The organism is Streptomyces bacillaris (genome assembly GCF_003268675.1).
In the GTDB taxonomy this organism is placed as follows: Bacteria; Actinomycetota; Actinomycetes; order Streptomycetales; family Streptomycetaceae; genus Streptomyces; species Streptomyces bacillaris.
This window is the reverse complement of record NZ_CP029378.1, coordinates 5624116-5637214: the sequence shown is the minus strand read 5'-3', so window position 1 is coordinate 5637214 and position 13099 is coordinate 5624116. Positions and strand designations below refer to the sequence as shown.

Sequence of the window (13099 nt, the reverse complement as noted above, 5' to 3'; positions counted from 1 at the left end):
GGCCGCTCCCAGCCGGTGGCCGCCCTCAGCCCGTCACCCCGTCAGCCCGTCACCGCTCTCAGCCGGTCACCCCGTCAGCCGGTGGCCGTTCCCAGCCGGTCACCCCGTCAGCCCGTCACCGCCCTCAGCCCGTCGCCGCCGTCGCCGAACCGGGCCGCCTGCATACGCCGTGCCGCAGCCGCCGCGTCGCCCTCGGGTGACCAGTCCTTCGGCCGGCAGCCCCGGAGGATGCGCTCGGTGGGTGTCCAGCCGGCCCACCGGGGGGCGTCCCAGCCCGGCGGGACCGCCAGGTCCTGGATCTCCCGATAGTGGTCGGTCCGGACCCGGTCCCAGGCGTGGATGACCAGGCCGTCGCCCACGCACAGCCCCACATGGCCCCAGCTCTGCCGTCGGCCGAGCATCTCGCCGGTGAAGTCGTAGAAGACGAAGGCCCGGCCGGAGGAGGTGCCCCTTCGTTCTCCCGCGCCGCATACAGCGCGGCGGACTCGGCGGCGAAGTCGCCCCCGAACAGCTCCAGTCCGTTGGAGCGTTCGTAGGCGTCCTCCACGAAAGCCAGACAGCGGGAGGCGTACGACTCCGTCCCGAGGTGCTGCCGCGCCCAGGCGATGGCGTTCTCCGTGCGGGCGGTCGGCACGTGCGGTTCCATGGGGCTCCTTCATGCGGTCCGGGCGCCGGACGGGCCGGTGGTGGCTGCGGGGAGGGAGAGGAGGGAGGTGAGGATCGGCTCGGCGTGTGTCCACAGCAGGCCCCCTCCGGCCCCCGGCACGACGTGGCGCCGGGCGCCGGGTACGCGGGAGGCGAGCAGTGCCCCGTTGTCGGGCGAGTGGCCGGTGTCCCGCTCCCCGTACCAGAGGTCGACGGGCACGGTGATCGCGCCGAGGTCGAACGGCCACCGCCCCATCGCCAGAACCGTGTCACGGGCGTAGCCGGCGGCGGCGCCCCGGGCGAACGCCTCGTCCAGCGCCCTGCGGTAGCCGGCCGCGAAGCCGGGGTCCCGGTACACCGCACGGTCGCACTCCGGGCTTCCGGACAGGACCATGTCCAGCATCGCCTCCGCCGTGAACCCTGCGAAGAACTCCTCGGCGCCCGCCGGGTCGTCGACCGTCCGCTCGACGAGTCCCCGCAGGCCCGCGTCGAGCGCTCCGGCGAACTCCGGCCTGGCGACCTCGTCCGCACCCGAGACGACGGCCAGCGCCGAGACGACCCCCTCCGTGGCGCAGGCGAGGGCGAAGGGCGCCCCCTGCGAGTTGCCGACCATACGAGGGCGGTCCAGCCCCCGCAGCGAGCAGAACCGGCGCATGTCCCCGGCGAAGTCGGAGAAGGTACGGCCGGGGGCGGGCGTCGAGGCCCCCAGCCCCGGCCGGTCCACCGAGATCAGGCGCACGCCGAGCGTCCCGACCACGCCCGCGCCGAACCCGAGCCACCGGCTCGTGGCCGCCCCGGGGCACAGCAGGACCGGCACCCCGCCCGACGGCCCCCACTCCGCCCAGCCGAGCAGCCGCCCGTCGGGCAGCGCGCACTCCCCCAGGCGGGCGGGAGCCTCGACGTACCGGTTCACACCGGTCCCGTCCGCCGTACCGCCCGTTCCCGTACCGCCCGTTCCCGTCCCACTCGTTACGCCGCTCATGAGCCGCATCATGGCCGGTGGCCACGCGTTACGCACCCGGCTTTCGCCCCGTTACGCACCCGACGCCGGTCCCCCCGTTACGCTTCCGGCCTTCGCCCCCGCTACGCCGCCGCGCGGGCCGCCTCCAGCTCGGCCACCAGCCGCGTGATCCGCCGGTTCCGGATCCGGCCCCAGCTGTGGCCCCCCAGCATCAGCAGCCGGTCCGTCCCGCCGAAGGCCAGCACCAGTTCCGGGACATCGGACGAGTAGACCTTCCCCTGCACGACCGCCACCCGCACCTCCCGGATGTCCGCCCAGGCATGGGTCCGTGTTCCGAACAGACCGGAGTACCGCGCCCCGGCCGGTCCGTAGGAGACGCCGAGCCCCGGCGCGCGCAGCGTCAGCAGCACACCCGGTACGCCGACGATGGCGGCGCCCCGGACGCCACAGCCGTCGGCGGGTCAGCCCGTCAGCGCCCGCCAGGTCACCGGGCCCGCCTCGCCGTCGGCCACCAGGCGGTTGACGCTCTGGTAGGCCCGTACCGCGCTCGTGGTGACGGAACCGAACCCGCCGTCCACCACCAGCCCGGCGCTGCGCCTGTTCAGGGCGGTCTGGAGGGCCCGGACGTGGGACCCGCTGCCGCCCTGGCGCAGGGTGTACACGAGTACGGGCCAGGTGGCCGGGCCGACCTGACCGTCGGCCACCAGCCCCTTGGAGCGCTGGAACCGCTTGACGGCGTCGGCGGAGACGGAACCGTACGCCCCGTCGACGACCAGACCGTAGCCGCGCTGGTTCATCAGGTGCTGGATCACCACGACCGTCGCACCGCTCGCGCCCGGGTCGATCCGCGACCAGCCACCGGCCAGGTCCACGCCCCGGGCGGCCAGGAAGGAGACCGGGTTGACCGTGGTGCCCAGGGCTGACGTGTGGGTCTCGAAGTGCAGGTGGGGGCCGGTGACGTTGCCGGTGGCGCCCATGTCGGCGATGCGCTGTCCGGCCGAGACTGTGGCGTTCAGCCCGACCCGGTAGGCGCTGAGGTGCCCGTAGTACGTGTACTGGCCGCCGCCGTGCGAGATCACCAGCCCGTTGCCGGTGCGGCCGGGCAGCCCGCCGCCCCACGACCGGCGGATGACCGTGCCTGCGGCCGCCGCGTAGACCGCGGTCCCGGTGGAGTTGCTGACGTCCTGCCCGGCGTGGGACCCGCCGCCCCGGGGCGCGCCGTAGTGGCCCCCGGCCGGGAAACGCCCCTGCGCCGGACCGGCCCAGGCCCCGTTCCTGGCCGCCGCCACCGCAACCGCCGCCTCGGCCGCCACCGCCTGGGCCTCCGTTCCGGCCGACAGGCCCACGGTGAGCGCACCCAGGCCCAGACCGGCCAGCAGCCCGCGCCGGGACAGCCCCGGCAGCGGGTGACCGGTCCCGGCGGACAGGTCGTTCGGCCCGGTGGGGTCAGCGCAGGATCGGCACATGGTGTCTCCCTCGAAACGGTTGGGCGCATGGACACGGCCGCACAGACGCTAGGCGAGCCCGGCACACGTGTCAGGGGCCCACAGACCCACGCCCGGGCCCAGCGCCAGGCCACCAGCGGGCCCAGTGCCGGGCCCAGCAAGAGGACCACCACACCGAGCGCGGCCGAACCCGCCACGCCCACGCCGGACCCACCACGGCCAACGAGCTCGTACATGAGCCGTCGACACCGGACCAGCAGGCACACCGACCTCGACGAAGTCCTGTTCACCCCGCTGGGGCCGCTGCCGCTGGAGGAGTTCCGCCGGCAGGCAGCGGCCGTCACCGTGACCGGCGGGTGGATCGTCGAAGGGAACTCCTCCAAGCTCGCGGACGTCGTCTGGCACCGGGCCGACCTTCTGGTCCGGCTGGTCTTCCCGCTGCCGCCGATCCTCTACCGGATCATCCGCCGGAGCCTGCGCCGACTGACCGGCCGTGAGGACAGCCCACAGGCCCGGCGCCTCACCTGGTCCAGCGCGTTCTTCGCCCGACGGTCCCCGCTGCGCACCGCGATCCGCAAGCACCGGGCCCACCGGCCCGGCGGGGGACGGGCGCCGCGTCGAGGTGCCCGTACACCGTGGAGCAGGGGCGTCCGACATGGCGGCTGGTCGACCTCGACGATGCTGTTGAGACCGCGTGCCTCACCGCCGCGGGGTTCTGGCTCTGTCTTCGACCTGCGCGGTGTGGACCTCGAGGGCGGCGCGTACCGCGGACTCCAAGGCTCCCTCGATCCAGGCGGATTTCAGGGAGGTGTGGTCGCCGGCGAAGCGGAGGGGGCCTTCGGGGGTCGCGATGTCGTGGAACACTTCGGTGTGCTGGCCAGGCAGGAGGACAGCCGCCTCGCCGTACGCGTAGGGGTCGCGCGCCCAGCTCTGGGTCTGTCCGGCTCCGGTGTAGAAGACCTCGATGCGCTGGCCGTAGATTTCCTGAAGTCCGCACAGAGCATGGGGGTAGCGGGCGTCGCCGTCGAAGGCGTCCCAGCGCCTGGCATCGTCCGCCCAGGTGTAGGAGGCGAGTACGACTCCTCCCTTGCTGCCGGGCACCGGGTGGGAGGGGTTGAAGGCGAACCGGTTGGGATTGTCGCTGACCGAGCCTCCGCCGAGGCTGCCGACGGCGTCCGGCTGGTCACGGCCGGCGGAGCGGTAGGCGGCGTAGCGCATCCGCTGGCTGGGAGACAGCCGCTCGCCGGTGACGGATCCGTGCCGTCCCAGCAGGCTGCTGTCGGCGGGAACCTGGCCCTTCCTGTAGGCGTCGTAGAGGCCGGGGCTGATGGTGGCGAGCTCCCGTTTCCAGTCGTGCTCGCTGAACTCCCACCACCGGCGGCTGAACTCGAGAAGGACCTTCGTCGCGCTGTCGTAGTGGAGTTCGGTGATGGCCCTGCGCTTGCCGTACGACATGAGGGGAGCGACCTGGATGTGCCGCAGGCCCGAGAAGGGGACGGTGATGACGGCGAGGTCCGCGGCGAACTGCTCGCGGACCGGGATGCCTTCGCGCCCCTCCGACACAGTGTCCACCCATACATGAGGGCCTTCCGCGCTTACATGGGATGTGTCGGCCGAAGGACGGGACGGATCCCAGTACTCGATCCTGGTGACACGACGGTCGAGGCGGACGGTGTCCCCGAGCTTCGCCAACAGGGCGTCGGGAAGCACCGCGGTACCGCCGCGCAGCTCCCAGAACGTCGTGTCGGGGCTGATGAGGGCCGCACCGAGGAAGCTGTGGACGAAGGAGACGGGGAGCCGTGAGGTGAGGTTCTCCAGACAGCCGACGAGGTCGATGGTGGCGTCGTCCAGCTTGGCGTACTCGCTCAGGAAGCGGTACATGGACCAGTCACCGAAACGCTGGATGACTCGGGCCCAGCCGGTGATCATCTCCTCGATCGGCTTGTCCACACGACGCCCGTCGGGGGTGCGCGTGCTGATCTCGTCCCGGACCGGGGCGAGGGCCTCGGCCAGGATCCTGCCGGAGGGAATGTCCCAGAGGGCCCGGGGAACGCCGAAGGAACGATTCACCTGCCGCGGGTTACGTGCGTAGTCGGCCCGGCGGACTCTCAGGCCGTTGACATGAATCCAGGTCCGTTGCGTGCGGCTCCCGTCGGCGGCCTCGTCGACCAGGCGGAACTTCTGCCGCTCCAGGCCCAGGTGGTCGATGAGGGCCATAACCAGCGGGTGGCTCTGCGGGATGCGCATGGCCCCGGCCTCGGCGTACTGGAGCGGGTCCTCGAAGGGCTGCGCGGCCCCCTCGTGGCCGCCGGCTCTGAACGTCTTGATCCTGCCGCCGACGCGGTTGCCGTTGGCCTCCAGAAGCGTGACGGTGTGCCCCGCCCGCTTGAGCAGCAGCGCCGTCACCAGTCCCGCCGGCCCTGCCCCCACGACCAGCACCTTCTTCAGAGGTGCGGATGACCGGGGCAGGCCGTCGCCCACCAGGATCTGGCGGTAGGCGGGAATCAGGTCCCGGCCATCGGGGCCGTGCAGCAACAGCGTGTGGGCGAGCTGAAGGCAGCGCTGGGACAACGACGTAGGGGCCGGCACGGCCGGAAGCGCGCTCGTCCCGGCGGCGGTCGCCGTCGGAACGGACGCACCGGCGATGGCTGCCGCCCCCACGGCGGAACCGATGGTGAATTCGCGTCGGGTCAGGGGACTGGGCTGCGGGGAAGACCCCGCAGGCTTCGATGCTCGAATGGCTCGCACCGGTTCACTATGCGACGTGTGAATCGGCAACTGGTCGGCCACACTGATGCGAGGAGCGCACTTGGCCCAAACGGCTTAGAGGATGTCTCACGTAGTGACGCGGTGAGCTGGGGCGTGAGGCGAAGCACGGTAGTTGTCACGTAGGCACGCTTGTTGTCAGTGGAGTACGTGCGGTGTGACCGTTCGGCATCACCGAGCAGACCGCCATGCGCTACCTCTGCGCGGCCCGCCCGCGGTAGCCCGCCTGGTTCAGCCCTGAATAGTGGCGAGCCAGTCGATCAGCAGGCTGTTGACCTCGTCGGGGCGTTCCTGCTGGACCCAGTGGCCGCAGCCGCCCAGGAGGTGGGAGGCGAACAGGGCGGGGAGGGTGATGGGGTAGGCGTCGATGGCATCGGCCATCCAGGTGGTGGAGGCGTCCAGTGCGCCGCCGACGAACAAAGCGGGCTGTTTGATGGGGGATCCGCGGTGGGGGGCGAGGTCTTCCCAGTCGCGGTCCATGTTGCGGTAGCGGTTGAGGGCGCCGGTCAGGCCGGTGCGCTCGAACTCCGCGGCGTAGACGTCGAGGTCCTCCTCGCTCAACCAGGCCGGGAGCGGGCCGGCGGGGAAGCGGTCGCGCAGCTGACAGCCGAGGGCGACGAAGTGCGGGTCGGGTTCGCCCTCGGCTGGCATGGTGTCGGCGGACAGGGCCGCGTAGAAGCCTGCGAGCCAGCCCCGGACGTCGGGCTCGATCTCCGCCTCGGCGCGGCCGGGCTCCTGGAAGTAGGAGACGTAGAACTCCTGCTCGGGGCCGCCGATCTGGCCGAAGATGTCGGTGGGGCGGGGGCCGCCGGGCGGCGCGTACGGGACGCTCAGCAAGCCGACCGCGCGGAAGACTCCGGGGTGGAGCAGGGCGGAGGCGGCGGCGATGTTGGAGCCCCAGTCGTGGCCGACGACCACCGCGCTTTCCTCGCCGAGGGCGCGCACGACGGCGACGTTGTCCTCCACCAGGTCGAGCATGCGGTAGGCGTCGGTCGCGGCGGGCTTGGAGGAGCGGCCGTAGCCGCGTACGTCGATCGCCACCGCCCGGTACCCGGCCGCAGCGAGGGCCGGGAGTTGGCGGCGCCAGGAGTACCAGGACTCGGGGAAGCCGTGCACGAGCAGGACCAGCGGGCCGCAGCCCTGCTCGACCAGGTGCAGGCGCCCGGCCGGGGCCTCGACGATGCGGTGGCGGAGTGCGGCGGTCGGCTCGGATCGCATGGGCGACTTCTCCTCGGTTCGCGGGCGGCGCGGGAGTACCCGTCGATCATGCGGCCCGGCGGCCACTCCGCGCGATCAGCGTTGCCATTCTGGCAACCTTGCAGGCCAAGGCAGTGAAGCGGCACAGCGAGAAGGAACGGGGACGGTGGCAGGCGACGACGTGGTGCAGATGCTGGCGGTGATGGGGCCCCGGCTGCCGGTCGTGCGCGAGCGCCGTGGCGTCACACTCGCCGATGTCAGCCGCGCAACCGGCATCTCGCCCAGTACGCTGTCGCGGATCGAGACCAGCCGGCGCTAGCCGACCCCTGGAGGTGGTGCTACAGCTGGCGAAGGGATACGAAGTCTCCCTGGACGAGCCGGTCGGCACCGCGCCCTCCCCTGCGGCCGAGCCCCGCAGCACAGCGCCGCACAGCTTCGGCGATGACAAGCTCGACGGCACCCTGCTGCCGATCGACCGGATCGCCGCCGACACCCCGTACTACTCCGGGAGACACAAGCGCCACGGCATGAACGTCCAGGTCCTCACCGACCCGTTCGGACGACTGCTCCGGGCCTCGCCCGCGCTGCCCGGCTCCACTCACGACCTCACCGCCGCGCGACAGCACGGGATCATCGAAGCCCTCGCTGAAGCGGGACTCAAATGCTGGGCTGACAAGGCGTGTCAAGGTGCCGGCGGAACCGTCCGAGTCCCGTTTCGGGGCCGCCGCCTCAAGCGATGGAAGCGCCGCCACAACACCACCCACGCCAAGATCCGCTGCCTCGGCGAGCAGGCCATGGCCACCCTCAAGAGCTGGCGGCTCCTGCGGAAGCTCCGCTGCAGCACCAACCGCATCACCGACGCGGTGAAGGCCGCCCTCGTCCTTCACCACCACGCGTCAGCCTGAGGTTGGAAAGAGCTCAGTAGCTGACCAAGAGTTCCCGATGCTGACACCGGCGCGCCCTATCCGGCCGCGTCGAGCTGATCGAACCGCGCCAGTGCCTGACGGAATGCGTCCGGCTCGATGCCGAGAGGCGGGGCGAAGGAGTGCCGGAGACCTGCCACCAAGTACACGGCGAACCCCAGGACGGTACCGAGGAGAATCATCACCAGCATATGCCGCGGGCCGGCGTTGATACCGACCAGTGCGGGGAACAGGACGACCAGCACGGCCGTGGAGATCAAGGCGTAGAAGATCGGAACCGGGACGGACCATCTCATGTCACTGGACCGCTGGTTCCTGGCCACGGCCACGTTGTCCAGCTCGGTTCTGACCACTTGCTTGGCTTCTTCCTGCTCGTCGCCCGTTGTGTGCGCGTGCGCAACGAGCTGGCGCGCCTCGTCGAGCGCGCCGGCGGCTCGCTGACTCATCTCCCGACTCCTCATGAGAGACCATTCGGGCCCAGCGACCTCCCGCGTGTACGTCCTCAGTTGCTCACGAGTCCGTGAGCGCACATCCAGCGGCAGCCCGCGGGAATCGGCGTAGGCCGATTCCAGATTCCTGGCCTCTTGATACGTGTGGTCGCTGGCGGAGTTGCGCTGCTGCCAGGAACTTGCCACCAGGAAAGCCGCCGTCAGGACGAACAACGCCAGTGTCGCGCTCCCCACGAAACTCAGTGCGGGAGCTTCCAGATGCGCCTTCCTGGAAGCTTCGCTGCGGGACAGTGCCCACGTCAGGCCGCACGCTGTCGCCGCACCGAGAAACGCGTACAAGAGCCCCGCGCCGAGCATGTCAGTTCTCTTTCTTCTGAGATTTCGAACTGCGAGAGTCGAGAGTCGCCGCCATCAGGACAGCGGGAATGATGACCATCAGGAAGGCCATGATCGCCCAGTCCAGGGAACTCACCAGTCCGCCATCGGTCTGCAGGGGCGGCAGGGCGGACCGGGCCGCGCCCCGCGGGAGCGAGGCGGTGGAGGCGGTCGGCGTGGCGACGGGGCGGTCGCCGGCAATCGGCCCGTCAGGGCTCGTTGCCGGTGGGAGTCGCTGTCCGGGTTCAGCGAGGGACGGCGGCGCGAGGAACTCACCGGTCCCCCCGGCCCCGGCAGCAACCGCTCCCGATACGGCGGCCGGCGCCCAGGGGCCCGGGGTAAGTTCTCCGTACAGGAGACCCACACCGCCAGACCCGGGACCGGGGGCCGTCAGGGCGAGGGGCGGGGCGCCCGGAAGAGGTGTGACGAGGGGCGATGTGGCGCGAGGTGAGGCTGCGGGCCTGGATGGCCCGTCCGGGCGTGTCGCCGAGGATGTGGCGCGGGGTGTGGCAATGGAGGAGCCTGCGGGCCGGGACGGCCCGTCCGGGCGTGTCGCCGCTGACGGGCTGGGCACGGAGTACCCCGCCGCCGCCTTCGCGGAGAGCGCGAGCGGGGGCAGCAACGAGCCCGTTGTGGAAACAGCCCGATCTGCCGTCGTACCGGATGCCCGCGCCACGGATGCGTGACGACCAGGACTGTCCGGAGCCGAGGCCCAGCACTCGATGTTCCCCGCGGGCGGCAAGCGGCCGGGCAGGCCCGCGCCCGATGAGCACTTGAGCGGACCGGCTCCGCGCAACAGCGGGTCCTGTAGTCGCAGGTTCTCAAGCCCAGCGGGACCGCTGTACACCAGACGGTAGAAGAGACGTTTCTGCGACGCGGAACGGCGCAGGGTCAGCACAGCCGAGTGGGCGTTGTACCCCGCGGAGACGGCGGCCCGGGCGCGGCCGTACTCCTTCCTTGCCGCGACGCCCGTTGCCGTCACCTGGCCGATGTGACGGCCCGCCAGGGCGACAATCTTCGCGCGGCACGTCATCGCGCCCAGCGGCTTCAGGGAAGCCCGGGGACACCGAACGATCCCTCCGGCAACCTGGGCATCGCGCACCTCGATATTCCGAAGCCCGTACTCCGCCAGATTCCGCAGTTGGTAAACGCGAACCAGGTTCTGCCGCTCCCGGACTTGGACTCCGGGAGACGTAACACTGTTGGTGGAAACCGCCATTTTGAGTGCGCCCTTGTCCGTACCTCCCATCGGCACCGAACCGAGCAGACAGACCGCGATGCCGGACAACGTCAGCGCCCGTATGACACCAGACAACTTGCGACCGAATCTCACGCACTCATTGTGCGATCAAGGGATCAGCCTGGGAATTCGCCACACGGGCGAAATATCGGCCGTTTCTCGAGCGGCGCCGGAAGGCTTTCTCCACGGTGATCAAACCGTCGCACTCGTACACCGCCGCCTCACCCCGACCGGCAGGCTGAACCCTCAGGATCCCAGTCCACAGGTGTCCACGGTCGAGGGAAAGCTTCACTGAGGTCCGCGCCCCGCGCGCCGACAGAGCGCTGCCTCCTCCGGTCGTGGAGGGGGCAGCGCCGTTCCGCTCCGTGTTCCTCTCCGCCGTCCCGTTCGTCGGGCCGTGTCCCGGGGGCCTGCCCCAAAGCCGGCCCTCAGGACCTGCCCCGGAGCCGGCGGCCCTCAGGGCTCAGTGACTCGCGCGCAGGGAGAGGTAGTACGGGCCGGACGCCTTGCCGATCGCGTCATCCGGATGTTGCCCCGATTCGCGTGCTGCACGCCCGGGACGGGCAAACCCAGAAGGACGTGGCTGCCGGCCCCGCATCGGTCCGGACACGGCCTGGGCCGGTGGCACGGCCCGGCGCCTCGGCCCGCAGGCCGGCTCCTCCCGGGAGGCCGCATCCGGCTCAGGCCGTGTCCGGGCCGATGCGGGCCGTGGTCCGGCTCATGGAGTCGTACCTCCGGGCTGCGGCCCACCACCCCGACGCCGTCGCACTCCCATTCCCGCTCGCACTCGCACTCGCACTCGCACTCGCACTCGGTGGGAGCCAACGGCTGTCCGGTCCGGGCCACACCGCCCCGCGCCCCCGGCCGAGGGTGATGTGCGGCACCCACCGGCCGGGGGCGAGCAGCGGGTGGGGACGGCCGGCCCCAGGGGTCTCCCGCACGATCCGCCACACCTCCTCGTGCAGGGCGAGCAGAGCATCGTCAGGCCGAACCGCCCAGGCCAGCACCTCGAACCGGCCGGAGAACCGCAGCAGTCCGCCCAGGTGGAGCGGCAGCGGCAGCGCGGTGAGGGCCTGCGCCAGCACGGTCCGCGTGGCCGCGGGCAGGGTGTCCGCCGTGGCGAGGGTGAGATGCGGCCGGTTCGTCGGGTGGCCGTGGTCGGCAAGGCTGGGCAGACCCGCGTCGGCGACGGCCCGCCAGACCCTCCGCACGGCCCGCTCGGTCGCGGCGTCCGGCAGGAGTTCGATGCTGTGCATCCGCGCAGCGTACGACCGCCCGGCCGAACCCCCGGGCAGGCGCAGGCGGGCCCTGCGCGGAGCTGAGGAGAGGAGAGGAGAGGAGAGGGAGGAGGCGGGGCGGACGGGTGCCCGTGGCGGGGGCGGCGGCGCGTCAGAAGACGGAGAGCCCGGTGAGCGTGGTGAAGCGGTCGAGGGCCGAGACACCGGCCACCGAGTTGCCACGCCGGTCCAGCCCCGGGCCCCACACGCACAGGGTGCACTCGCCGGGCACGATCGCGATGATGCCGCCGCCCACCCCGCTCTTGCCCGGCAGCCCCACCCGGTAGGCGAACTCCCCGGCCGCGTCGTACGTGCCGCAGGTGAGCATGACCGCGTTGACCTGCTTCGCCTGGCTGCGGGTGAGCAGCGCGGACCCGTCGGCCAGCAGACCGCCCCGGGCCAGGAATCCGGCGGCGAGGGCCAGGTCCGCGCACGAGGCCTCGATGGAGCACTGCCGGAAGTAGGCGTCGAGCAGGGCGGGGACCGGCAGCGTGATGTTGCCGTACGAGGCCATGAAGTGGGCCAGCGCGGCGTTGCGGTCGCCGAAGGCGGCCTCGGAGGCGGCCACCTCCGGGACGAAGTCGATGGCGGGGTTGCCGCTCTCCGTGCGCAGCAGCTCCCGCACCCGGCCGGCGGCGTCCCCGGTCAGCGCCTGGAGCCGGTCGGTCACCACGAGGGCGCCGGCGTTGATGAACGGGTTGCGCGGGATGCCGTTCTCGTACTCCAACTGCACGAGGGAGTTGAACGGGTTGCCCGAAGGCTCGCGCCCCACGCCCCGCCATATCCGCTCGCCGTCCAGGGAGAGCGCCAGAGCCAGGGCGAAGACCTTGGAGATGGACTGCGTCGAGAACGGCTGCCGCCAGTCCCCGACCCCGTACACGGTCCCGTCCGGCTCCGCCACGGCCATCCCGAACCGCCGGGGGTCGGCCCCGGCGAGCATCGGTATGTAGTCGGCGGGGGTGCCGTGGTCGGTGAGCGCGGCGATCTCCCCGGCGATGCGGCTGATCACCGCGCCGAAGCGGTGGGAACCGGTGCTCAGGGGGGCGCTGCTCGCCGGAGGGGCGGAGAGGTGGGACACGGTGTTTCCTGACGGGAGGGAGGGGAGGCACCGGCATGCTACGGGGACGAAACGGGAAAAGGCACCCCCGGCCCGCCCCACCCGCCGACCGGAACGCGCAGCGGAACCCCGCTCGGGCCCGGACAGCAGGTCGCCCCACCGCGCTCGGCACGGTGGGGCGACCTGGACGGCAGCGGTCAGACGGCGTCGAACGCCCCGGCCCGCACCCCCGCGACGAACGCCGAGAACGCGGCCGGGCGGACGCCGACCACCGGGCCGTCGGCGCTCTTCGAGTCGCGCACCGGGACGGTGTCGCGCGAGGCGGCGAGGTTGACGGCCACCTCGACGCAGTTACCACCGTTCGAGCTGTACGAGGAGGTGAACCACTGCGGGTGCTGCTCGATCATCGTGAAGTGCCCTTCCGTCACGGGAAGTTCCAGGACGTCCCACCATGCACGAGCCCGGAGATGGCCGCCAGAGCGCCTTCAGGCCGTGGCCGCCGGGCAGCAGGACGCCCCACTCTGCGCGGGGCAGAGTGGGGCGGCGCTCGGAACGGGGATCGTCAGGCGGCGGCGAACTGCCCGGCCTGCACGCCCGCGACGAACGCGGAGAACGCGGCCGTACGGACGCCGACGACCGGGCCGTCCACGACCTTGGAGTCACGGACGGGGACGATGCCCTGCGAGGCGACCAGGTTGGCGGCCACCTCAACGCAGTTACCGCCGTTGTCGCTGTACGAGGACTTGAACCAGCGGGGGATTCGG

The 13099-nt window shown here is 71.7% G+C and carries 12 protein-coding genes and 1 pseudogene; 2 read left to right on the top strand and 11 right to left on the bottom strand.

Annotation, left to right across the window (positions count from 1 at the left end; all coding sequences use genetic code 11):
* Positions 1 to 107: 107 nt before the first annotated feature.
* The 6 genes from DJ476_RS35760 to DJ476_RS24410 form a co-directional block, all read right to left on the bottom strand.
* Positions 108 to 401, bottom strand: a complete 294-nt coding sequence (locus DJ476_RS35760) for a hypothetical protein (RefSeq protein ID WP_318294783.1) — start codon at positions 399 to 401, stop codon at positions 108 to 110.
* Between the two features lie 254 nt (positions 402 to 655).
* Positions 656 to 1462 carry an alpha/beta fold hydrolase gene (locus DJ476_RS24435; RefSeq protein WP_404827594.1) on the bottom strand — a complete coding sequence of 269 codons (807 nt, stop codon included), beginning with the start codon at positions 1460 to 1462 and terminating at the stop codon, positions 656 to 658.
* 266 nt (positions 1463 to 1728) lie between these two features.
* Positions 1729 to 2016, bottom strand: coding sequence for a hypothetical protein (locus tag DJ476_RS24430; protein ID WP_112491577.1), 288 nt, complete (start codon positions 2014 to 2016; stop codon positions 1729 to 1731).
* Between the two features lie 51 nt (positions 2017 to 2067).
* Positions 2068 to 3072, bottom strand: coding sequence for a peptidoglycan-binding protein (locus tag DJ476_RS24425; RefSeq protein WP_241565426.1), 1005 nt, complete (start codon positions 3070 to 3072; stop codon positions 2068 to 2070).
* Between the two features lie 678 nt (positions 3073 to 3750).
* On the bottom strand, positions 3751 to 5799 hold the full coding sequence (locus DJ476_RS24415; protein WP_112491576.1) for a flavin monoamine oxidase family protein: 2049 nt from the start codon (positions 5797 to 5799) through the stop codon (positions 3751 to 3753).
* 249 nt (positions 5800 to 6048) lie between these two features.
* Positions 6049 to 7035 carry an alpha/beta fold hydrolase gene (locus DJ476_RS24410; RefSeq protein ID WP_112491575.1) on the bottom strand — a complete coding sequence of 329 codons (987 nt, stop codon included), beginning with the start codon at positions 7033 to 7035 and terminating at the stop codon, positions 6049 to 6051.
* Between the two features lie 145 nt (positions 7036 to 7180).
* Here DJ476_RS24410 and DJ476_RS34635 point away from each other — a divergent pair, with 145 nt between their 5' ends.
* Both DJ476_RS34635 and DJ476_RS24405 read left to right on the top strand, forming a co-directional pair.
* A complete protein-coding gene (locus DJ476_RS34635; RefSeq protein WP_162638787.1) occupies positions 7181 to 7333 on the top strand; it encodes a helix-turn-helix domain-containing protein in 153 nt (50 codons plus the stop codon).
* 130 nt (positions 7334 to 7463) lie between these two features.
* Positions 7464 to 7919 (top strand): annotated as a pseudogene (locus tag DJ476_RS24405) (transposase family protein); the annotation flags it as partial.
* 56 nt (positions 7920 to 7975) lie between these two features.
* Here DJ476_RS24405 and DJ476_RS24400 read toward each other — a convergent pair.
* The 5 genes from DJ476_RS24400 to DJ476_RS24375 form a co-directional block, all read right to left on the bottom strand.
* The gene (locus tag DJ476_RS24400) at positions 7976 to 8743 is read right to left on the bottom strand and encodes a bestrophin-like domain (RefSeq protein WP_103421917.1); all 768 of its coding nucleotides are present in this window, start codon (positions 8741 to 8743) and stop codon (positions 7976 to 7978) included.
* Positions 8744 to 10681: 1938 nt separating this feature from the next.
* Positions 10682 to 11257 carry a 2'-5' RNA ligase family protein gene (locus DJ476_RS24390; RefSeq protein ID WP_112491574.1) on the bottom strand — a complete coding sequence of 192 codons (576 nt, stop codon included), beginning with the start codon at positions 11255 to 11257 and terminating at the stop codon, positions 10682 to 10684.
* A 133-nt stretch (positions 11258 to 11390) separates the two neighbouring features.
* Positions 11391 to 12356: a glutaminase gene (locus tag DJ476_RS24385; RefSeq protein ID WP_112491573.1), complete on the bottom strand. Its 966-nt coding sequence runs from the start codon at positions 12354 to 12356 to the stop codon at positions 11391 to 11393.
* A 176-nt stretch (positions 12357 to 12532) separates the two neighbouring features.
* Complete coding sequence (locus tag DJ476_RS24380; RefSeq protein ID WP_112492608.1) at positions 12533 to 12742, bottom strand: DUF397 domain-containing protein; 210 nt, start codon at positions 12740 to 12742, stop codon at positions 12533 to 12535.
* 155 nt (positions 12743 to 12897) lie between these two features.
* Complete coding sequence (locus tag DJ476_RS24375; RefSeq protein ID WP_112492607.1) at positions 12898 to 13095, bottom strand: DUF397 domain-containing protein; 198 nt, start codon at positions 13093 to 13095, stop codon at positions 12898 to 12900.
* Positions 13096 to 13099: the final 4 nt, after the last annotated feature.